Here is a 21,568-nt window from a genome sequence, read left to right as displayed (position 1 = left end):
AGGTACTGAGCTGTTATTCGCAGTCATTTATCATTAAAAAAACTCATCCATTATTAGGGCATGTCCTCAATTCAAGCGCTTGTCTCTAAATGGGCTAAATCTTGCCAAGTATCGTCAAATAGCTGATTAATATCCCGATATTATTTGCGCTATTTTCCTCATTTGACGGCAGTTTATCTCATTTTTATGACCATTTTTAAAATGAGGACACGCCCTAATGATTCTGTTAAAAAACAAAAACCCCTCAAGCAGCATACTTGAGGGGTTTACTATAAATACTAATTTATAGTAATAAAAACTAGTCAGCAAATACCGCTGCGACATCGTCTTTATTAAATTTATAAACTTCACCGCAAAAGCCGCAATCCATCTCAAACGTACCGCCTTGCTCTTCGACGATCTCTAAGGCTTCTGCTTCACCGATTTGCTCAATCGCCATTTCACACTTCTCGCGTGAGCAGGTACAACCAAATGCCAAAGCAACAGGATCGGGCGCTACGACGTTTTCTTCGTTATATAAGCGATAAATAATCTCGTTGGCATCCAGCGTGGTCAATTCTTCTGCTTTTACTGTACGAGTTAGCACACTTAAACGTGTCCACAAATCATCATCGATGCCCGCGTCTTCGTTTTGCTCGACTTCATAGGTTTCCTCAGCCGTACGCGGTAGCATCTGTACTAAAATACCACCTGCCTGTAGGCCATCAGACGCCAAGTTAATCAGCGTTGGAATCTGCGCAGATTGCTTTTGATAATGCGCTAAGCAGTCAGCCAAGTTGTCATGACTGCGCTCGACGATACCTTGGTACGGCTCGCCGCCATCAGGCTGGATATTGATAAACAATACGCCTTGTCCCGTCGCGCCCAACTCAGCAAAGGCTTCTTTGGCATGGGTCATATCATTCCAAGCTTGCACTTGTTCATCGGTGTCGCCTTTCCAGCTGGCAAGGGCGCGGATGATACCGTCTTGATCACATTCTGCCATTGCCCAATTGAGCAGGCTATCGCTGTCTGATGATTGCAGTTGAATCGATAGACGACCATTGATTTTAACGGTGCTGATCAGCAAACTTGCCGCTGTCAGCATTTCACCCAATAAGCGTTTTAGCGCTTCAGGATAAGGCTTTTGGGCAATGGTGCTCGCATAGCTGCGTGATAGGCGCACCACGTCACCGCGTACGGGCGAGTCTTCGATAAAAAAGCGTTGGCGGATATCGTTATCAGTAGGGTTGCCAGCAGTTTGGTTGTCCACATTTGGGACTTGAGTATCTTGGGTCATAAGTCATTTGTAGTATTAAGAAGTTGTTAGCTTTATGGGGATTGCTCAGGATTTATCAATCGTATTTACTCGATTGCTTTAAAGTCTGAAGACATTTATTTAGCATAAATGTCATTATTAATTAACCTGATGTTTATCAATATATCTGTCATTGTGTACTTCAATGTATCTGTCGATATTTCTTGCAATGGCTGGCTTTCATTCAATCGTTGCGTCTTGGTATAGCACTTAAAAATGAAAGTCGTCGTTTCATTAAAAAAAGTTTACCACCACCCCCAAATTTGTTGTACAGTAACATTAAGTTGCATTATGATAAATAACAGCAACAACTGCACGGATGCAGGGCGATACTGTCAAATCAATAAGCTTCATGTCGCTCAAGTATCCTTTCAATATTGTGATAAAAGGATGTATCTCATGACCTACTTATTCTCCAAACCGTTGACTCTGGTTGCGTTTATGGCATTAGCCCTAACGGGCTGTAATAATAGCAGCCAAACCACTGACGAGTCAGCAGCAGGCGATGCGACCACCACAGAAGCGGCAGCAAATCCTAACGGTACGCTACAAAAAATCAAAGATTCAGGCACTATCGTCGTCGGTCACCGTGACTCCTCTATTCCATTCTCCTATATCGCTGATGATCCTAATCAGCCTATCGGCTATGCCCATGATTTAGAAATGAAAGTGGTGGAAGCGGTCAAGCAAAAGTTAAACATGCCCGATCTAAAAATTCGTTATAACCTGATCACCTCACAAACCCGTATCCCATTGGTACAAAACGGTACGGTAGATTTCGAATGTGGCTCAACGACCAACAACGAAGAGCGCCAAAAACAAGTAGCGTTCTCCAATGGTTTCTTCGAAATCGGCACTCGTCTATTGACCAAAAAAGATTCAGGTATCAATGATTTTGCTGACTTAAAGGATAAAACCCTAGTCACCACATCGGGTACGACCTCAGAGCGTTACATCCGTCAGTACAACGATGATAATAAAATGAATACCAATATTATCTCAGCAAAAGATCATGGCGAAGGCTTCTTAATGCTAGAAAACGGCCGTGCGGATGCCTTTATGATGGACGATGTCTTGCTGGCTGGCGAAAAAGCCAAAGCAAAAAATCCTGATGAATGGGTCATCGTCGGTGAGCCACAATCGTTTGAGATCTATGGTTGTATGATGCGTAAAGATGATCCTGAGTTCAAAGCCGTGGTCGATGAAGCGCTTGCCAATGTTTATAGTTCTGGTGAGATTAATAGCATCTATGACAAATGGTTCTTGAACCCAATTCCACCGAAAAACGTCAATCTAAACTTTGAGATGTCAGACAACTTAAAAGCTTTGATTGCCAATCCGCATGATAGCGCTCAGCCTAAAGCTGCGACTGCGCAATAACGTTACTTGTCCCACCACATAGCTTGCTGACGTGCTCAGAGTCATAGGTAAAACCCATCTGGCGCGTCGGCTTATCAATCGCTGCTCGGAGAGCCAACCATGAATTATAGCTGGAACTGGGGTGTGCTCTTTGAGCATACCGGTATCGGTAGCGAGCTTTATATCCATTGGATGATGACGGGTCTTGGCTGGCTGCTATTGATTGGTAGTATTGCTTGGACAATCGCTATGGTCGTCGGTACCGTCTTTGGTATCATGCGCACCTTACCCAATAAGACCGCGCGGACGATCGGTACGGCGTATGTGACGTTTTTTCGTAATATTCCTTTGCTTGTCCAGCTATTTTTTTGGTTCTATATCGCCCCCGGCTGGTTGACACCAGCGATACAGGACTGGTGGTATCGGGACCTATCGCCCAACACTTCAGCCATGCTTTCAGCCAGTATTGGTCTTGGTTTGTTTACCGCCGCTCGTATCGTCGAACAGGTACGGACAGGTATCGAGTCATTACCCCAAGGGCAGATCAATGCCGCTTACGCGCTGGGTTTTAGTATTCCACAAGTCTATAAAGAAGTGCTGTTACCGCAAGCCTTCCGCATCATTTTGCCACCGCTGAGCTCAGAGCTGACCAACTGTTTTAAGAACGCGTCTGTCGCTTCCTTAGTGGGGGTGATGGAGCTGATTAGCCAAACCAAAACCATCAGCGAGTATACGCAAAATAGTATTGAGATTTATACGTATGCGACGATTATCTATTTAGTATTTAACCTGTCATTGATTGCCATTATGGGCTTTATTGAACGCAAACTGCGTGTGCCGGGGCTTATTGCAGGGAGTCAGAAATGAGTATGATGACCGAACTTGCTACTGCTTATCCTGGTCTCATGGACGGTATGCTCATGACTTTAAAAGTACTGTTTTTGGCGATTGTTGGTGGCATCAGTTTAGGCACGGTATTGGCATTGATGCGCTTGTCAGGTATCAAAGCGCTTGAAATACCAGCAAAGTTATACGTTAATTACTTCCGCTCTGTACCATTGTTATTGGTGCTGCTGTGGTTTTATTTTGCCGTACCGATGATTTATTTTTGGGTAGCAGGTAAGTACCTACAGCTTGATGCCGCTTTTGCTTCTTGTGTCGTCGCCTTTATGATGTTTGAGGCCGCTTACTTTTCAGAAGTGGTGCGTGCTGGTATCCAGTCGATTGGTAGTGGACAGGTTAATGCCGCTAAAGCCTTGGGCATGACTTATGGGCAGACCATGCGCCTTGTGATTTTGCCACAAGCATTTCGCAAGATGCTGCCACTGATTTTGCAGCAGTGTATTATCTTATTCCAAGATACGACGCTAGTTTTTGCCATTGGTTTGACGGATTTTTTCCGCGCCGCTTACGTTCGTGGTGAGTTGATGGGTCTATTGACGCCTTATATTTTAGGTGCTGGAGCAATTTACTTTATCATCAGCTTGAGCGCCTCTATCGGCGTGCAGCAATTACAAAAGCGCTTAAGGTTTTAAGCGTTTTAATCAAAGCTTTTTAGTTGAATAGGTTGAGTCTGATACTTTTACTAAAGTACTTTTATTTAATAATGATTACCGAACATAATGTGGTTAGGAGCCAGTGATGAATGAGCCAGTGATAAATAGTGCTGACACTTATACAAATGACTTTGGCGGACTGGTCACAAATAATGGTCATGCGACTGATGAGATGGTCATTGAAATAGACAGTGTCAGTAAGTGGTATGGCGACTTTCAAGTGCTGACTGACTGTACCGCTCATGTCCATAAAGGCGATGTCGTCGTGGTCTGTGGTCCATCAGGTAGTGGAAAATCCACCTTGATTAAAACGGTTAACGGACTTGAGCCTTTCCAAAAAGGACAAATTATCGTTAATGGTATCTCTGTTGGCGCACCTAAGACTAATTTACCTAAGCTGCGTAGCAGTGTGGGAATGGTATTCCAGCATTTTGAGCTGTTTCCGCATTTGACCATTATCGATAATCTGACGGTCGCGCAGATTAAGGTATTGGGTCGTAAAGAGAGCGAGGCCAAACAAAAAGCCATGGCCTATCTTGACCGCGTCGGACTGACGGTACAAGCCGCGAAATATCCTGCGGAGCTATCTGGCGGCCAGCAGCAGCGGGTGGCGATTGCGCGGGCCTTGGCGATGGATCCGGTAGCCATGCTATTCGATGAGCCAACCTCTGCGCTTGATCCAGAGATGATTCAAGAGGTGCTCGATGTGATGGTAGAGCTGACCCGTGATGGTATGACCATGATGTGTGTGACCCATGAAATGGGCTTTGCCAGTCAGGTTGCCAACCGGATTATCTTTATGGATGAAGGGCATATCGTCGAAAACTGTAGTAAAGATGAGTTCTTTGAAGGCGCAAAAAGTGAGCGCGCGCAGATGTTCTTGTCAAAGATTCTCAATCATTAGAGATGGCTACTAAAAACAGCTACTTTGTTATTTGAACCTTTTATAAGTAATATTTATCAATAGCGTCTATTAATAGGCGCTTTTTTTGTGCCCACAGCATATCAGTAGATTTATATAGGACTGACTATATATGAGTGAATGGCTGTTTACTGATACAATAGCAGCCAATATGTCAAAAATTAAAATAATTTATAAACGATATTGGAGCTAATATGAGTGTAGAAAATTCATCAGTAGTGGCGAGCAATCCATCGGCAGGTATTGTCATTGTTGGCGCAGGATTGGCTGGCTGGCACGTGATTGATGCGATCCGGACTAAAGATAAAGACATTCCGATTACTTTAATTACTGCTGATAATGGTGATCGTTATCATAAACCAATGCTAACGATGGCGATTAGCCAGAAGAAAAGCGCCGCCGATTTGGTGCGGGCTACAGGTAGTGATGCCGCAGAGGCTGCGCAAGTGACGTTGCTGGCTAATACGCATGTGATAAATATTGATCCTGTGAGTCAAACATTGCAGATTGCATCTAGCACGCAGTCGGAGACATCGACAGCGATAAGCTATGACAAGATGGTACTGGCAATGGGCGCACATCCTATTTTCCCAAAAAGCTTGCCTGAGGATTTGGTCTGGCACGTCAATCATATTGAGCGTTTTGGTCAGCTGCAAGAAAAGCTAGCAAGCGGCAGTCAGCACGTTGCCATTGTAGGGGCGGGCATGGTTGGGACAGAAATCGCCGAGGATTTACTCAAGGCTGGTCATCAAGTAACGCTGATTGATTTAAATGATGCACCGCTTTCACAAATGCTACCGTCAAAAGCGACGGCACGTATTGCTCAAGCGGTCAAATCACAAGGGATTAACTTTTTGGGCGGCTATCAGATAACTGAAGTTATTCGAATAAGTGATGGCAACAATATTGGAAAGTTACAAGTCAGCTATGAGCCATTAGATGCACAAAACACAGTGTCTTCGCAGTCCGAACCATTAATCGTCGATCACGTGATTGCCAGTACCGGTTTGACGGTTGATGATAAATTGCCTGCTGCTGCTGGCGTTGAATTCAATCGACGTACCGGTATCGTGGTTGATGCGACAACGTTGCGTACTAATACTTCTAGTATTTACGCCATTGGTGATTGCATGTCTATCAATGGCGTCGCTTGTCGTTATGTTGCACCGCTGCGTGCGCAAGCTGCGACCATTGCCGATGATATTTTAGGTCATGACCACGACGGCTATGAGCATAAGCCTCCGATGATTCGTCTAAAAAATAAAGCCATCTCTGTCATGGTTACTGGCGTACCGCAAGCGGTAGGTAATTGGCAGATAACTACTGAAACGGATGAAGAGTTAATCATGAATTTGTTAGATGATAACAATGAAGTCAGTGCGACAGTAACGATTAAAGCGCCCGTTATACTTAAATCGTAATGGTTAAAAGAAAAGCTTCTAACGTTAAGTCAGTGTTGCCATCCTAAGGCAGCGCTGGCTTTTTTTATTCACATGTACCACATCTCTTGTATCGATATTAGACTTAAGAACGCTTCAGTCTAATATCGATACATATCGTATTATTATTGATATTCTTTAATTTAAAGCACTGTATTATTGGTTAGAACTTAGTTTAGTTTAATCACAATCTGTGGTGATAAATCTATAGCGATAAAGAGGATGCGTTAAAAACTGTTCAAGGAAAAATATCACATTTACTTTGGTAGCCTATTTTTATAGCACTGCTAAAAAAACCTCAACCGTAAAACGAAAGGACTCGTTATGACTCAGCTTGCCGATTTCGACAATATTCTCAATGACAAGATTCTTAATGACAGTATTCTCAATAATGTTCCCAAAGTTAATATAGGTGCGCGCTCAGCGAATGCGCCACTCACCCAAAGCCATGACAAAGGACTTGATGTACCGCTAATTGAGGCGACCATCGGAGATTTTTTTGATGCCATTGTCAATAAATATCCTGAGCGTGAAGCCTTGGTTTCTCGCCATCAAAATATCCGTTGGACTTACCGTGAGCTACAGGAAAAAGTCAATCAGTTAGCCAGTGCCATGATTGAGATGGGACTTGAGATAGGTGATCGTATCGCTATTTGGTCGCATGACAATGCTGAATGGTTGCTGATGCAATTAGCAACAGCAAAAATTGGCGTCATCTTAGTCAATATCAATCCTGCTTATCGAACGTTTGAGCTGCAATATGCGCTGAATAAACTGGGCTGTTCGGCCTTGGTATTGATGCGTCATTTTAAAACCAGTGACTATACGCAAATGATTCGTGAGCTATGTCCTGAAATTTATCATAAAGACTATACTCAGCTTGATTTGGTCGAGATTCCTACCATCGAGCGCATTATTTGGATTGATGAACCAGAAAGCGATGAGGACTTTAATTTTATGCAGAAGTTCTCTACGTGGATGGCAGAGGGTGATGCAAACGACCCTCGCGTAGCGGAACGCCAAGCCTCGCTTAAGAATACTGATGCTATTAGTGTGCAGTTTACCAGTGGCACAACCGGCACACCCAAAGGCGCTACCTTAACGCATCGTAATATCTTGAACAACGGCTATTTTATGGGCGAAGGAATGAGGCTGACAGAAGAAGATAGGCTATGTATCCCATTGCCGCTTTATCACTGCTTTGGCATGGTGGGTGGCAATTTAGCCATTTTAACTCACGGTGGTTGCGCGGTGTATCCCAATGATGGTTTTGATCCGCTAACGGTATTGCAAACAGTGGAAGCAGAAAAGTGTACTGCCCTGCTTGGAGTACCAACGATGTTTATCGCGGAACTTGATCATCCAGAATTTGATAGCTTTGATTTATCTAGTCTGCGCACCGGTATTATGGGCGGCTCAAGCTGTCCTATTGAGGTCATGCGCCGTGTCATGGATAAGATGCACATGAGCGAGGTGACCATTGCTTATGGCATGACCGAGACCAGTCCAGCCTCTTGTCAGACCAGCTCGCAAACGCCCCTTGAAAAGAGAGTATCTACCGTAGGAATGGTGCTACCAGCGCTTGAGGTCAAAATCGTCGATACCGAAACGGGTGAGGTCGTCCCGATTGGAGAGACGGGCGAATTACTGACATACGGCTACGCGGTCATGAAAGGCTATTGGGGCAGCCGTTTTAAAACCCGAAAAGCCATTCAGGATGGTTGGATGCACACGGGTGATTTGGCAACGATGGACGAAGATGGCTATATCACTGTGGTTGGGCGTAGTAAAGATATGATCATTCGTGGCGGCGAAAATATTTATCCAGTAGAAGTTGAGAACTATCTCTATCGCCATCCAAAAATTCGTGATGTGCAAATCGTTGGTGTTCCTGATAAAAAGTATGGTGAAGTATTGGCGGCGTGGATTATTCCAAAAGAGCCGGGTAGCTTAAACGAAGAAGAAGTGCGTCAATTTTGTCGTGACCATATCGCTCATTATAAAGTGCCGACCTATTTTCGTTTCGTTGATGAATACCCAATGACCGTCACTGGTAAAATTCAAAAATATAAAATTGTTGAGCAAATGATAGAGGAGTTGGGCTTGGAGTGATTTGAAACTATTCATCACTGGAAAAGCCAGCTTTTTACTATTATGGTATAAAGCTGGCTTTTCTAATTTAGGTCGTATAAAAGACTCGTTGATTAGTCACCATTGAAGCATTACTCTTGTGTCGTTATTTTTAAATGATACATAATGTATTACTATTATTGACAGCCTTTCATTGATGGCGTTATAGTAGCTGAATGCTATATAAGACATGCCCAAGGAAGAAGGTTTGCACGCAGGCTATTAATAAGTGCTATTTATAAATACTATAAAAAGTAAAACGAAAGGACTCGTTATGACTCAAACTCCTGATTTCGATTCGACTCGCGTTGACTTCGATACTATTTTAAACAACATTCCTAGTATCAATATGGGCGCACGCTCAGCCAATGCACCACTTACTCAAAGCTATGATAAAGGTCCTGATGTGCCGCTGATTGAAGCGACTATTGGTGATTTCTTTGATGCGATTGTCTCAAAATACCCAGAGCGCGAAGCACTGGTCGTGCGCCATCAAAATATCCGCTGGACGTATCGTGAGTTACAACAGCATGTTAATCAGCTGGCTAGTAGTATGATTGAGATGGGACTTGAGATTGGTGATCGCATCGGTATCTGGTCGCACAACAATGCTGAATGGCTCTTGATGCAATTAGCAACCGCGAAAGTCGGCGTTATCCTCGTCAATATCAATCCTGCCTATCGTACCTTTGAGCTGCAATATGCGTTAAATAAACTCGGCTGCTCAGCACTCGTGCTCATGCGCCATTTCAAAAGCAGCGACTATGCAGGTCTCATCCGTGAGCTGTGTCCTGAGATTTACCATAAAGATTATACTCAGCTTGATTTGGTCGAGATTCCAACCATTGAGCGTATCATTTGGATTGATGAACCAGACTCTGATGAAGAGTTTGGTTTTATGCAGAAGTTCTCTGCTTGGATGGCGGAAGGCGATGCCAACGATCCACGGGTTGCCGAGCGTCAAGCCCAGCTTAAAAACACGGATGCTATTAACGTCCAATTTACCAGTGGCACGACAGGGACGCCAAAAGGTGCTACGTTAAGCCATCGCAATATCTTAAATAACGGCTACTTTATCGGTGAGGCTATGAATCTCACTGAAGAAGACAGGCTGTGTATTCCAGTACCTTTATATCACTGCTTCGGCATGGTGCTCGGCAACTTAGCGATTCTGACGCATGGCGGTTGTATCGTCTATCCGAACGATGGCTTTGAGCCGTTATCAGTCCTGCAAGCCGTCGAAGAAGAAAAATGTACGGGTCTGCATGGCGTGCCAACGATGTTTATCGCCGAGCTTGACCATCCGGAGTTTAAGAACTTTGATTTATCGACTTTGCGTACTGGCATTATGGCCGGCTCTAGCTGTCCGATTGAAGTCATGCGCCGTGTCATTGATAAGATGCATATGAGTGAGGTCACCATTGCTTATGGCATGACTGAGACCAGTCCCGTTTCCTGCCAGACCAATGAGCATACGCCACTTGAGAAGCAAGTATCGACCGTTGGTTTGGTACAACCTGCGCTTGAAGTTAAAGTCGTCGATATCGAAACGGGCGAGATTGTACCCTTAGGGGAAACTGGCGAGCTACTGACCCGTGGTTATTCAGTGATGAAAGGCTATTGGGGCAGCCGCTTTAAAACCCGCGAAGCCATTCAAGATGGTTGGATGCATACCGGTGATTTGGCCACTATGGACGAAGATGGCTATGTCAAAATCGTTGGTCGTAGTAAAGACATGGTCATTCGTGGCGGTGAAAATATTTATCCAGTTGAGATTGAAAACTATTTATATCGCCATCCAAAGATTCGTGATGTGCAAATCGTTGGCATCCCAGATGAGCGTTATGGTGAAGTACTGGCCGCATGGATTATTCCTAAAGAGCCTGACTGCCTGACTGAAGAAGACGTGCGCCAGTTCTGTAGCGAGCATATCGCTCATTATAAAGTGCCGACCTACTATCGCTTTGTGACCGAATACCCGATGACCATCACTGGCAAAATTCAAAAGTATAAAATTATCGAACAAATGAAAGAAGAGCTGGGCTTATAGTAAGCTTGCTTGTCAGGTATGAAATAACCAGACCTGAAAATCACGGATTAATCATGTGAGTAACGCTTAAAATAAACAACAGTTAAAATGACTCGCATAACATAAAAAGCTACTCGCATTTACGTATAAAAGAAAAGGGATATCATGAGCGCTATCATAACTAGTAAACTGAGTCCAAACGCTGCTGAATTTCAGCAAAACAGTGCCGCCATGCAAGCGGTAGTCGATGACTTATATGTGCACTTGCGTAAAGTCGTTCAAGGCGGATCAGAGCGAGCGCGAGCTAAGCATCTAGCGCGTGGCAAGCTACTGCCTCGTGAGCGTGTCGAGCGTTTGCTTGATGTCGGTACGCCATTTTTAGAAGTGGCGCCGATGGCGGCGCATGATATGTATGGCGAAGAGATTCCAGCAGCTGGCGTGATTGCGGGTATCGGCCGAATTAACGGCACCGAGTGTATGATTGTCTGTAATGATGCCACGGTAAAAGGCGGCACGTACTATCCAATGACGGTCAAAAAACATCTACGTGCCCAAGAGATTGCTCAAGAAAATCATCTGCCGTGCGTTTATCTGGTTGATTCAGGTGGTGCAAACCTACCGAACCAAGATGATGTGTTCCCGGATAAAGAACATTTCGGCCGTATCTTCTTTAATCAAGCCAATCTGAGTGCAGCAGGCATTCCGCAAATTGCCGTGGTTATGGGCAGCTGTACGGCTGGCGGTGCGTATGTGCCTGCTATGAGCGATGAGTCTATTATTGTCAAAGAGCAAGGCACTATCTTTTTGGGTGGTCCACCACTGGTTAAAGCAGCAACGGGTGAAGAGGTCACGGCAGAAGACTTGGGTGGCGGTGATGTACATACCCGACTTTCAGGCGTGGTTGATCATTTAGCGCAGAATGATACGCACGCGTTATCGATCGCGCGTAATATCGTTAGTCACCTAAATCGCCCTGCAAAAAATATTCCTAATCAAATCACACCGCGTCCGCCACGTTATGACGCTAAAGAATTGTACGGTGTGATTCCAACGGACAAGCGCAAGCCATTTGATATCAGAGAAATCATCGCGCGTATCGTTGATGACAGTGAATTTGACGAGTTTAAAGCACGCTTTGGTACGACGCTGGTCTGCGGGTTTGCTCATATCGAAGGGATGCCTGTTGGTATTATTGCTAATAACGGCATTCTGTTCAGTGAGTCAGCGCAAAAAGGCACGCACTTCATCGAGCTGTGCTGTAAACGCAAAATACCGTTGGTGTTCCTGCAAAACATTACTGGCTTTATGGTGGGTCGTAAATACGAGAACGAAGGTATCGCTCGTCATGGCGCCAAAATGGTAATGGCGGTTGCTAATGCAAAAGTGCCAAAGTTCACCGTTATCGTCGGTGGCTCGTTCGGCGCTGGTAACTACGGTATGTGTGGCCGTGCTTATAGCCCGCGCTTCTTATGGATGTGGCCAAATGCCCGTATCTCTGTCATGGGCGGCGAGCAAGCCGCCTCAGTACTGGCAACGGTCAAACGTGATAACTTTGATCGCAAGGGCGAAGCGTGGAGTGATGAAGACGAAGCCGCATTTAAAGCGCCGATTCGTGAAATGTATGAAGAGCAAGGTCATCCGTATTATGCCACCGCACGTATGTGGGATGATGGCGTGATTGACCCTGCTGATACTCGTCATGTGCTGGCATTGGGGCTGAGCGCCGCTTATAACGCTCCGATTGAAGAGACGACTTTTGGTGTCTTTAGAATGTAACCAGTTTTTAATATTTAACGATACTCAATAAATATCATTAGTAAAGATAGTAGATAGTGACTAAAAAAAGAGAAGACAATGCAACAAAATATAAATAACTATAAAAGCCTACTGGTTAAAGTGGAGCAGCACGTGGCGACAGTGACGTTAAATCGTCCTGAGATACGTAATGCCTTTAACGATGAAATGATAGCTGAGCTGACCGATGCATTCAGTATGCTTGGTGCTGATGATAATATACGTGTCATTGTGCTAGCAGCAGCTGGCAAGGTATTTTGCGCAGGTGCTGACCTTAATTGGATGCGTGCCATGGCAGATTATAGCTATGAAGAGAATCTAGCGGATGCTGATAAATTGGCGCAAATGCTTAAGACTATTTACGAATGTCCTAAGCCAACAGTTGCGGCTATTCAAGGCGATGTGTACGCAGGTGGCATGGGTCTGGTCGCTGCTTGTGACGTAGCCATTGCGGTCAAAATTGCAAACTTTTGCCTCAGCGAAGTCCGTTTAGGGTTGGCACCTGCCACTATCAGTCCTTATGTTATCCGAGCGCTAGGCGCTAGAGCATCGCAGCGTTATTTTTTAAGTGCTGAAGTATTTGATGCCAAAAAGGCGCGTCAGCTTGGTTTTATCCATGAGCGTGTCAGCGAAGAGTGGCTGGCCGATGAAGTGGCTGCGTTCTGTAATAAGGTCGTCAAAAATAGCCCTGACGCGGTAAAAACCTGCAAACAGCTATTACACGCTGTCGCTGGTGCACCTATTACAGATGAGCTGATTGCTGACACGGTCAAAGGTATCGCTGATATCCGCTCATCAACACAAGGCCGCGAGGGGGTACAAGCGTTTTTGCAAAAGCGTAAACCTGATTGGCTAATGGCAGACTAACTAGTAGTAGAACAATGATAGGCAAATGGGCAAATAGACAAGACGTCAAATAATAACGACAAGACACAGGGATAGTTATGTTTTCTAAAATTCTAATCGCCAATCGTGGTGAAATTGCTTGCCGAGTGGCTGCGACTGCTAAGCGTCTTGGCGTCAGTACCGTTGCTGTTTATTCTGATGCGGATCGTGAGGCCAAGCATGTGGCTGTCTGTGATGAGGCCATCTATTTAGGCGGTTCGGCACCGAAAGACAGTTATCTCAAAGGCGATGCTATTATTGCGATAGCGCTTGAGACTGGTGCCCAAGCGATTCATCCAGGATATGGGTTCTTGAGCGAAAATGCAGACTTTGCGCAGGCTTGCCAAGATGCTGGCTTGGTGTTTATTGGCCCATCGGCGGATGCTATTCGTGCTATGGGCGGCAAGTCTGAGTCTAAGCGCTTAATGGAATCGGCTGGTGTGCCGCTGATACCAGGCTATCATGGTGATAACCAAGATGCACAGTTTTTGCAGCAGCAGGCAGATAGTATTGGCTATCCTGTCTTGATTAAAGCGAGTGCAGGTGGCGGCGGCAAAGGCATGCGTATCGTTGAAAAAAGTAGCGATTTTATTGACCTGTTGGACTCATGCCGCCGCGAAGCGATTACCAGTTTTGGCAATGATCAAGTGTTGGTCGAAAAATATGCGCTAAAACCACGTCATATAGAAATCCAAGTATTCGGTGATACGCATGGTAATTATGTGCATCTATTTGAGCGTGATTGCTCAGTACAGCGTCGCCACCAAAAAGTATTAGAAGAAGCGCCAGCACCGGGTGTCGATACTGCGATGCGTGAAGCGATGGGCACAGCGGCAATCGAAGCAGCACGTGCGGTCGATTACGTGGGTGCAGGTACGGTTGAGTTTATTGTGGAGCAGCGTGAAGACTCTATGAATTTTTATTTCATGGAAATGAATACGCGTTTGCAAGTTGAGCATCCTGTTAGTGAAGCGATTACGGGTGTCGATTTGGTCGAGTGGCAACTCTTGGTCGCCGCGGGTAAGCCATTACCTAAGCAGCAAGATGAGCTGGCAATTAATGGTCATGCGATTGAAGCGCGTATCTGTGCTGAAAACCCTGACAATGGCTTTTTGCCAGCGACAGGTACTTTATTTACTTATCAAAAACCCGAGCATAGCACCTTTGTTATTAATAACGACAGCGCAGGCGTGCGTATCGATGATGGGGTACGCGAGGGTGATGTCATTAGCCCGTTCTACGACTCTATGATTGCCAAGCTTATCGTTCATGCGCCCACTCGTGAGCAAGCATTAGCGAAACTCGATCGAGCACTCGGACAAACACGCATCGTTGGTTTGCCGACTAACGTGGCGTTTTTACGCTATATTCTAAATACTGAGTCATTTAGTCAAGCCAATCTCGATACCGCACTGATAGAGCGTGAGGCGGACGAGCTGTTTAATCAGCATCCGCTTAAATTATCGACGCTTGCTGTGACGGCTATTGCGCAGCAGCTTGCCAGTGAAGGGATTGCACAAGACGCAGATGCAGATCCTTTTAGTAAGCCTACTGGTTTCCGTGCTTATAACGATTACACAAGATCGTTTAGCTTGATATATGATGAACAAGCTTATAGCGCCCGTATTAGTAATTGGCACAATGCGAATGATGCTGACAGCAAAAAGGGTAGCGATACTCTCAGCAGCTTTACGTTGGCCATTGAAAAAGAGATCGCGAGTAACGACACTCAAGATAATGTCAATGTGGCCGCTCAGACAGAGAGTGTTTATGAAGGTGAAGTCAGCTACGCCAGCAGTGACGCACACAATCATACTTTATGGCTAGAAGGCGCACGTATTAGTGCTCAAAGTTGGGTACATAATGAGACCGTTTATGTGTTCACAGATAGCGGTCGGGACGAGATTACGCTGATTGATATTATGGCACATGTGGGCGAAGAGTCTGCAGCGGTCGGTAGTTTGAAGTCACCAATGCCAGGGCAGGTCGTTGCCTTCAAAGTGGCTGTCGGCGATAGCGTGAAAAAAGGCGAGCCACTTGCCGTTATTGAAGCGATGAAAATTGAACATACCATTACCGCACCAACTGACGGCGTGGTGGCAGAATTGTTATTTGCGGCGGGTGACTCGGTTGCTGATGGTGATGAGTTACTGCGCATCGACACAGAAGCTAGCGAAGCTTAAGAACTGAAGTATAAGAACAATAAAAGGATAATAACCATGAGCCATTCGTATCCAGACCATGTCACCATCGTGGATGTCAGCCCACGTGATGGCCTACAAAACGAAGCCATGACGGTACCGACGGCGGTTAAGCAAACGCTTATCAACGATTTAATCGCAGCAGGCGTCAAGAAGCTTGAGGCGACCAGCTTTGTCTCGCCAAAATGGGTGCCGCAAATGGGCGACAACAGTGAGCTAATGACCGCGCTTGCAGATAATAGGCATGATGACGTTATGTATTCGGTACTCGTGCCAAATATGCGCGGTTTTGAAAATGCCATTGTACATCGTCCTGATGAAATAGTAATTTTTGGCTCAGCCAGTGAAACCTTTAGTCAAAAAAACATCAATTGCAGTATTGATGAAAGTATTGAACGTTTTGCACCCGTTGCCGCTGCCGCAAAAGAGCAGGGCATCAAAGTGCGCGGTGTTATCTCTTGCACGGTCGGTTGCCCTTATGAAGGCGAGATTGACCCTAGCCAAGTGGCTTATGTGACTAAGCGTTTGGTTGAGATTGGTTCAGAACAGATTGGTATTGCCGATACGATTGGGGTAGGTACGCCGCTGAAAGTACAGCGCGCGCTACAAGCCGCTTTAGAATATGCCGACATCGCTATGCTATCAGGCCATTTCCATGATACTTATGGTCAAGCAGTCAGTAATACCTTAGCCGCACTACAGATGGGCGTCAGCGAATTCGATACCTCAGTGGCTGGGCTTGGCGGTTGTCCATATGCCAAAGGCGCAACGGGTAATGTCGCTACCGAAGACGTTGTCTATATGCTGCATGGCATGGGTATCAGTACTGGTATTGACTTGGATAGACTGGTCGTGGCAGGTGAGCGTATCAGTGAGTTTTTAGGTCGTCGTAATGGGTCAAGCGTGGCGCGAGCCATCATCAATAAGCGTCAGCCTTAACTAACACTACTTTAAAAAAACAGATTAAAATTCAAGATTTAAAACATCAAAATACAAGGAATGGTTATGAGTTTACCTGGATTGAATTTTCAGCTTGGCGAAGATATCGACGCGTTACGTGATGTGGTACAGCAGTTTGCGGCGAAAGAAATTGCCCCGCGTGCGGCTGAGATTGACAGCAGCGATGAATTCCCAATGGATTTGTGGCAAAAGATGGGTGACTTAGGTTTGCATGGTATCACTGTTCCTGAAGAGTACGGCGGTTCTGATATGGGCTACGTCGCTCATATGGTCGCAATGGAAGAGATTAGCCGCGCTTCTGCGTCCGTGGCGCTGAGCTACGGTGCGCACTCTAATCTGTGTATCAACCAAATTAAACGCAATGGTTCAGAGGAACAAAAGCAAAAATATCTGCCGAAACTCATTAGCGGTGAATTCATTGGTGCGCTAGCGATGAGTGAAACGGGCGCTGGCTCAGATGTGGTCAGCATGAAGCTAAAAGCCGAAGAAAAAGACGGTGGCTACATTTTAAACGGCAGCAAAATGTGGATTACCAATGGTCCTGATGCGGACGTAATGGTGGTTTATGCTAAGACCAATCCAGAAATGGGTGCGAAAGGCATGACGGCATTTATCGTTGAAAAAGGCATGGAAGGTTTTGGTACCGCGCAAAAGCTAGACAAATTAGGCATGCGCGGTAGCCATACAGGTGAGATGACCTTTAACAATGTTGAAGTCCCTAAAGAGAATATTTTAGGCGGCCTCAACGAAGGCGTTAAGGTACTGATGAGTGGTCTAGATTACGAGCGCGCGGTATTAGCAGCTGGTCCTATCGGAATCATGCAGGCAGTGATGGATAATGTCGTCCCTTATATCCATGATCGTAAGCAGTTTGGTCAAGCGATTGGTGAGTTTCAGCTCATTCAAGGTAAAGTTGCGGACATGTATACCATCTTGCAGGCGGGGCGTAGCTTCTTATACACCGTTGGTAAAAATCTTGACATGTTAGATCAGCGCGGCGCAGGTCATAGTCGAGAAGTGCGTAAAGATTGCGCCAGTGTGATTTTATGGTGTGCCGAAAAAGCCACTTGGATGGCAGGTGAAGGCATTCAAATCTTTGGCGGTAATGGCTATACCAATGAGTATCCGCTTGGTCGTTTCTGGCGTGATGCTAAGCTCTATGAAATCGGCGCGGGTACCAGTGAGATTCGCCGTATGCTAGTTGGTCGTGAGCTGTTTAACGAGACTAAGTAAAGTTTAATGGCGAATTAAAAGTTAACTTTTATCGAATTTTTCTGCTCTAAGATCTAAAAATGTGCTACGTTATATGTCTCATAGCGTGGCACTTTTTAATGATTTGGATAAAAGACTTTTATAATGATTCGCAAACTACATACTAACTTAGCTTTTAATACATCTTCTCCTTTTCGAACCAGTATAAAATTTATCAGTGCTTATGGCCTGTTAGTCAGTTTATTTGCATTGTTTACGATTACAGTGAGTATGACGTCTGCACAGGCAGAGCTCGTTGATTTGTCTAATTCTGAACCCTTTATTCAATTTTCCACTCGAGATGTTAGTTGGCTGAGACCGCCAAGATTCGATCGTGCTATTCGTTATACTTCTATTGATAAATATTTAATTCATTGTTCATATGATGAAGAAGGCGCTGTTATCAAACCTTGTGATAGAACGGATTTAACAATGGTTTTTTCATTGCATGTTGATAAAGAAGGTAATATCAAAGATATAAAGTTGATTGAGAGCAGCGGTCTAAAAGAAGTAGATAGTTTTTTTGCAAAGCAGATTTATAAAGCTCGACTTAAACCTTTTTTAAGAAAAGGGCAGGCAGTGAAAGGTAGGGTTGCATTACCTATCACTTTTACAGCAGCACCATAGAAGGTAATGGAGAGGTTAAACGTGTTTAAACCAAAAAAGCAGTACGCTTAAAACGTACTGCTTTTTTTATTTCTATTTTCTATCTTACAAAATCTTTCAAATTACTATATCTGTTTACTATGGTCAAAATAACGTGCCAGACCATTTAACAATAAATCATCGCGCAGGCGTACAGGGCGATTGACATGTTGCGCAATAATGGCGGCATCACCACCCGTCATAATGACTTCAAAATTGGGATGACGATGGCTAATCTCATTGATCGCACCAACGATGGATAATAATATCCCGCGATGTACTGCATCTTGCGTGGTGACTCCTTGACTGACGCTATCAAACGTACCGTTAGAGATGGTGATTTGCTTGGTACCAGAAAATAGGGATTCACGTTGCAGATAGATGCTTGGGAAAATATAACCGCCCAAATGCTCAGCATGATCAATTAAGTCAATGGTCACTGCTGTGCCACAGCCAATCACGCACTGGCGCTTTTTCTTATCAACTGCGCCCAGCATCTGTAGCCAACGATCGCAGCCGAGCTGCTCGTCATTGTAGGCGCTACGCATCAATGGGTGTTCAGCATCAACATGGACAAACTCAAACGGAATATCTAGACGACTCAAAGTCTCTGATACTTTTACGTTGAGCTCGTCACCCAGTACCGACGAGATACCGATAAAGTCGGGCGCATAACGCTCAAAACGATCGGTCAGACCCATGAGTAATTCGGCAGGCGCTTGCAAGTGTTGTTTGGCATCGTGCGCGACTATTTGCCCGATATCATCGGTGAGCCAGTATTTTAGACGGGTATTACCAAGATCTAACCAGAGCATAAAAATCCCTTTATATGGTGCTCGTTAAGTATGTGATTTAAGCCTCACAAATCACATCAATACGACCGGTAAAAAGCGCAGAAATCTTACCGTTATCTTCACGCAATTGCAAACAGCCGTTTGTATCAATACTGCAGGCGTCACCAGTGATGACATGCGCTTTATCATCATGGTCTTGGCTGACACGTAATCGCAGACCCGCCAATGCATCCATCGTCGCAAACTCTTGCAAAAAGCTATCCAGATAATAGGTATGCCCAGTGGGCCTTTCGATATCAAAATGCTCAAAGCGTGTCATAGCCGCCAGTAACGCTTCACTAATTTGCTGATAAAGCGTCTGTAAGGTTGGTAGACTGTTCGCGTTATCTGACGCTAGTATTCCATAAATATCTTGTAAGCTAATGGCTTGATAGCTCATACCTTCGCAAGTCTGCGCGGTTAGCTTTGGCGCAGCCTGTACATTAAGTCCAACGCCCATGACCACACCAACCAATTTTCCTGCCTTCCAAACTGGTTCAATTAAAATACCAGCAAGCTTATTGAATTGAATAATTTGCGTGTCTGGTTCAGCTTTATCTGATTCAGAAGAATTTTGATAAAAGCCCAGATCATTGGCCCATTTTACGCCGATAGGGGTTAAACCTTGCGCGCGTAATTTCTCATTCAATGTTTGGATAACAGGCGTTTTTGCCAGCTCAACGCCGATGATTAACGATAACAAACCGCTAATGGGCATGTGTACTGGGTGGTATAACGACAGATAGACATTACCGCGCGGTGATTGCCATGAGCGACCTCGCTGTCCGCGTCCTGCACTCTGGGTTTCAGCTGTTAGTAGCTGCAACTTAGTAGCATCCAGCGTGCCATCTTGCACAGCGTCTATCAGCTCACTATTGGTAGAGGCGCTGCTGAGCACATGACGATGCGTAAGCTCAGCTAAATGAACGAAAGGATTGGCTGGTGACGGCATAGATATAGATAACGGCATAAATTTAGTCGCTGTAGTTCATATACTGTTTGATAGAGTCTTTAAGATAGCATTTGATATACTAAGGCCATTGTTAAGAATGACAGCCATCGGCAGAATTGTCACGACTTAGATGCTAATGACGCGCAGGCGCTGGTTATTATCATCTAAAAATAACCATTATAAAAGGTAGTACTATGATGTTGTATGTGTGGTTTGTCATTGCAGGGGCGTTTGCTGGGGTCAGCGCAGGTTTATTTGGCGTCGGTGGCGGCATGATTATCGTGCCAGCATTGGTATGGATTTTTACTGCGTATCATTTTCCTCCTGAAGTGGTGACCCATTTGGCAGTTGGTACCTCACTTGCGACCATCGTAGTGACTTCTATTAGCTCACTCACGGCGCATAATAAGCGCGGCGGTGTACGCTGGGAAGTGTGGCGAAAAATGGCATTAGGTTTGGTCATAGGCAGCCTCGTTGGTGCAGGGGTTGCTGACATGATTGACGGTAAGGTATTGCAAGCTATCATCGGTGTCGGCGCGTTATTGGTCGCTTTAAAGATGTTGTTCTTCTCTAACAAAGAGCAGTTAGGTAAGCCGTTACCGCCTGCTAGTGTACAGTTTGGCGCAGGAGCAGGTATTGGTATGGCATCGTCTATTTTTGGGATTGGTGGTGGCAGTTTGACCGTACCGTTTTTAAATTGGGCGGGACTACCGATGAAGCAAGCGGTGGGCACTTCAGCGGCTTGTGGCCTGCCAATTGCATTGGCTGGCGCAGCAGGATTTGCATGGTTCGGTCAAGATGTGGTCAACCTACCTGAAGGTACGATAGGCTTTGTCCATATCACAGGGTTTTTATGTATTTCAGTCGTTAGCTTCGCTATGGCAAAAGTCGGTGCCAAGCTTGCCCATGTATTACCTGCGCTGACGCTTAAGCGTGCCTTTGGCATATTGTTATTATTTGCTGGTGGTCAGTTATTGTTAAGTGGGATTGGGGTGATTTAAGTTACTTCTTATCAATCGCATCTAGCCCCAAACGCATCCACTTTCTTGCTAACTCATCATGGTCGCTGAGCATACTCCATAGCGCATCTTCACTAAAGATAGAGTGCTCTTTACCTGAATGTTCAATTGGCAGATCCGCTTCACGATCTGTCATCCATTGCGGATTTAGATAGTAATCTTTTAATTCGTTTTGCAATGTTTCAGCTTTTAAGAACTGCTGTTGCGCCTCAAGCTGTTTACGATGTAGCTCACACCATTCTTCATATTTTTGTTGTAATTCTTGCGGATTATAATCAGTCATATTAATGCTCTTA

General features: G+C 45.1%; 18 protein-coding genes. 14 read left to right on the top strand and 4 right to left on the bottom strand.

What is annotated here, in order from left to right; genetic code table 11:
- Positions 1 to 298: 298 nt before the first annotated feature.
- The gene (locus W293_RS0106495) at positions 299 to 1,279 is read right to left on the bottom strand and encodes an Hsp33 family molecular chaperone HslO (RefSeq protein WP_025651661.1); all 981 of its coding nucleotides are present in this window, start codon (positions 1,277 to 1,279) and stop codon (positions 299 to 301) included.
- 417 nt (positions 1,280 to 1,696) lie between these two features.
- Between W293_RS0106495 and W293_RS0106490 the strand changes: the two genes are divergently transcribed.
- From W293_RS0106490 to W293_RS0106430, 13 genes are all read left to right on the top strand, one after another.
- Complete coding sequence (locus tag W293_RS0106490; protein ID WP_198015427.1) at positions 1,697 to 2,677, top strand: glutamate/aspartate ABC transporter substrate-binding protein; 981 nt, start codon at positions 1,697 to 1,699, stop codon at positions 2,675 to 2,677.
- A gap of 99 nt (positions 2,678 to 2,776) precedes the next feature.
- Positions 2,777 to 3,523: an amino acid ABC transporter permease gene (locus W293_RS0106485; RefSeq protein ID WP_025651659.1), complete on the top strand. Its 747-nt coding sequence runs from the start codon at positions 2,777 to 2,779 to the stop codon at positions 3,521 to 3,523.
- Positions 3,520 to 4,191 carry an ABC transporter permease subunit gene (locus W293_RS0106480; protein WP_025651658.1) on the top strand — a complete coding sequence of 224 codons (672 nt, stop codon included), beginning with the start codon at positions 3,520 to 3,522 and terminating at the stop codon, positions 4,189 to 4,191. The genes W293_RS0106485 and W293_RS0106480 overlap by 4 nt, the downstream gene beginning before the upstream one ends.
- Positions 4,192 to 4,384: 193 nt before the next feature.
- Positions 4,385 to 5,116 (top strand): amino acid ABC transporter ATP-binding protein, encoded by a 732-nt coding sequence (locus W293_RS0106475; protein ID WP_173239201.1) that lies wholly within the window; start codon positions 4,385 to 4,387, stop codon positions 5,114 to 5,116.
- 212 nt (positions 5,117 to 5,328) lie between these two features.
- On the top strand, positions 5,329 to 6,555 hold the full coding sequence (locus W293_RS0106470) for an FAD-dependent oxidoreductase (protein WP_025651656.1): 1,227 nt from the start codon (positions 5,329 to 5,331) through the stop codon (positions 6,553 to 6,555).
- A 342-nt stretch (positions 6,556 to 6,897) separates the two neighbouring features.
- On the top strand, positions 6,898 to 8,685 hold the full coding sequence (locus W293_RS0106465) for an AMP-binding protein (protein WP_025651655.1): 1,788 nt from the start codon (positions 6,898 to 6,900) through the stop codon (positions 8,683 to 8,685).
- Positions 8,686 to 8,977: 292 nt separating this feature from the next.
- Positions 8,978 to 10,753: an AMP-binding protein gene (locus W293_RS0106460; RefSeq protein ID WP_025651654.1), complete on the top strand. Its 1,776-nt coding sequence runs from the start codon at positions 8,978 to 8,980 to the stop codon at positions 10,751 to 10,753.
- A gap of 144 nt (positions 10,754 to 10,897) precedes the next feature.
- On the top strand, positions 10,898 to 12,508 hold the full coding sequence (locus W293_RS0106455; protein ID WP_025651653.1) for a carboxyl transferase domain-containing protein: 1,611 nt from the start codon (positions 10,898 to 10,900) through the stop codon (positions 12,506 to 12,508).
- 78 nt (positions 12,509 to 12,586) lie between these two features.
- The gene (locus W293_RS0106450; protein WP_025651652.1) at positions 12,587 to 13,393 is read left to right on the top strand and encodes an enoyl-CoA hydratase/isomerase family protein; all 807 of its coding nucleotides are present in this window, start codon (positions 12,587 to 12,589) and stop codon (positions 13,391 to 13,393) included.
- Positions 13,394 to 13,470: 77 nt separating this feature from the next.
- Complete coding sequence (locus W293_RS0106445) at positions 13,471 to 15,594, top strand: acetyl/propionyl/methylcrotonyl-CoA carboxylase subunit alpha (RefSeq protein ID WP_025651651.1); 2,124 nt, start codon at positions 13,471 to 13,473, stop codon at positions 15,592 to 15,594.
- Between the two features lie 36 nt (positions 15,595 to 15,630).
- Positions 15,631 to 16,551 (top strand): hydroxymethylglutaryl-CoA lyase, encoded by a 921-nt coding sequence (locus tag W293_RS0106440; RefSeq protein ID WP_025651650.1) that lies wholly within the window; start codon positions 15,631 to 15,633, stop codon positions 16,549 to 16,551.
- Between the two features lie 66 nt (positions 16,552 to 16,617).
- Positions 16,618 to 17,805 carry an isovaleryl-CoA dehydrogenase gene (locus W293_RS0106435; protein ID WP_025651649.1) on the top strand — a complete coding sequence of 396 codons (1,188 nt, stop codon included), beginning with the start codon at positions 16,618 to 16,620 and terminating at the stop codon, positions 17,803 to 17,805.
- A gap of 123 nt (positions 17,806 to 17,928) precedes the next feature.
- Positions 17,929 to 18,450 carry an energy transducer TonB gene (locus tag W293_RS0106430; RefSeq protein ID WP_025651648.1) on the top strand — a complete coding sequence of 174 codons (522 nt, stop codon included), beginning with the start codon at positions 17,929 to 17,931 and terminating at the stop codon, positions 18,448 to 18,450.
- A gap of 104 nt (positions 18,451 to 18,554) precedes the next feature.
- Here the strand turns inward: W293_RS0106430 and W293_RS0106425 are convergent, their stop codons facing one another.
- Together W293_RS0106425 and W293_RS0106420 are read right to left on the bottom strand one after the other, a co-directional pair.
- Complete coding sequence (locus W293_RS0106425; protein ID WP_025651647.1) at positions 18,555 to 19,283, bottom strand: pantothenate kinase; 729 nt, start codon at positions 19,281 to 19,283, stop codon at positions 18,555 to 18,557.
- Between the two features lie 37 nt (positions 19,284 to 19,320).
- Complete coding sequence (locus W293_RS0106420) at positions 19,321 to 20,271, bottom strand: biotin--[acetyl-CoA-carboxylase] ligase (RefSeq protein WP_025651646.1); 951 nt, start codon at positions 20,269 to 20,271, stop codon at positions 19,321 to 19,323.
- 179 nt (positions 20,272 to 20,450) lie between these two features.
- On the opposite strand from W293_RS0106420, the gene W293_RS0106415 reads away from it, so the two are divergent.
- Entirely contained in the window at positions 20,451 to 21,254 is an 804-nt protein-coding gene (locus W293_RS0106415) for a sulfite exporter TauE/SafE family protein (RefSeq protein WP_025651644.1), read from the top strand.
- Between the two features lies 1 nt (position 21,255).
- Here the strand turns inward: W293_RS0106415 and W293_RS0106410 are convergent, their stop codons facing one another.
- A complete protein-coding gene (locus W293_RS0106410; RefSeq protein WP_025651643.1) occupies positions 21,256 to 21,555 on the bottom strand; it encodes a DUF4298 domain-containing protein in 300 nt (99 codons plus the stop codon).
- Between the last annotated feature and the right edge of the window lie 13 nt (positions 21,556 to 21,568).

This window comes from Psychrobacter sp. TB67, from assembly GCF_000511065.1.
GTDB classification, from domain to species: domain Bacteria; phylum Pseudomonadota; class Gammaproteobacteria; order Pseudomonadales; family Moraxellaceae; genus Psychrobacter; species Psychrobacter okhotskensis.
Note: the sequence above shows the minus strand (reverse complement) of the source record. Positions and strands in the feature narration are given on the sequence as shown.

Coding starts and splice junctions, on each gene's coding strand:
- W293_RS0106420 (WP_025651646.1), bottom strand. CDS start 20,271: ATGCCGTTATCTATATCTATGCCGTCACCAGCCAATCCTTTCGTTCAT.
- W293_RS0106425 (WP_025651647.1), bottom strand. CDS start 19,283: ATGCTCTGGTTAGATCTTGGTAATACCCGTCTAAAATACTGGCTCACC.
- W293_RS0106485 (WP_025651659.1), top strand. CDS start 2,777: ATGAATTATAGCTGGAACTGGGGTGTGCTCTTTGAGCATACCGGTATC.
- W293_RS0106430 (WP_025651648.1), top strand. CDS start 17,929: ATGATTCGCAAACTACATACTAACTTAGCTTTTAATACATCTTCTCCT.
- W293_RS0106440 (WP_025651650.1), top strand. CDS start 15,631: ATGAGCCATTCGTATCCAGACCATGTCACCATCGTGGATGTCAGCCCA.
- W293_RS0106480 (WP_025651658.1), top strand. CDS start 3,520: ATGAGTATGATGACCGAACTTGCTACTGCTTATCCTGGTCTCATGGAC.
- W293_RS0106435 (WP_025651649.1), top strand. CDS start 16,618: ATGAGTTTACCTGGATTGAATTTTCAGCTTGGCGAAGATATCGACGCG.
- W293_RS0106455 (WP_025651653.1), top strand. CDS start 10,898: ATGAGCGCTATCATAACTAGTAAACTGAGTCCAAACGCTGCTGAATTT.
- W293_RS0106415 (WP_025651644.1), top strand. CDS start 20,451: ATGTTGTATGTGTGGTTTGTCATTGCAGGGGCGTTTGCTGGGGTCAGC.
- W293_RS0106465 (WP_025651655.1), top strand. CDS start 6,898: ATGACTCAGCTTGCCGATTTCGACAATATTCTCAATGACAAGATTCTT.
- W293_RS0106495 (WP_025651661.1), bottom strand. CDS start 1,279: ATGACCCAAGATACTCAAGTCCCAAATGTGGACAACCAAACTGCTGGC.
- W293_RS0106475 (WP_173239201.1), top strand. CDS start 4,385: ATGGTCATTGAAATAGACAGTGTCAGTAAGTGGTATGGCGACTTTCAA.
- W293_RS0106470 (WP_025651656.1), top strand. CDS start 5,329: ATGAGTGTAGAAAATTCATCAGTAGTGGCGAGCAATCCATCGGCAGGT.
- W293_RS0106450 (WP_025651652.1), top strand. CDS start 12,587: ATGCAACAAAATATAAATAACTATAAAAGCCTACTGGTTAAAGTGGAG.
- W293_RS0106460 (WP_025651654.1), top strand. CDS start 8,978: ATGACTCAAACTCCTGATTTCGATTCGACTCGCGTTGACTTCGATACT.
- W293_RS0106490 (WP_198015427.1), top strand. CDS start 1,697: ATGACCTACTTATTCTCCAAACCGTTGACTCTGGTTGCGTTTATGGCA.
- W293_RS0106410 (WP_025651643.1), bottom strand. CDS start 21,555: ATGACTGATTATAATCCGCAAGAATTACAACAAAAATATGAAGAATGG.
- W293_RS0106445 (WP_025651651.1), top strand. CDS start 13,471: ATGTTTTCTAAAATTCTAATCGCCAATCGTGGTGAAATTGCTTGCCGA.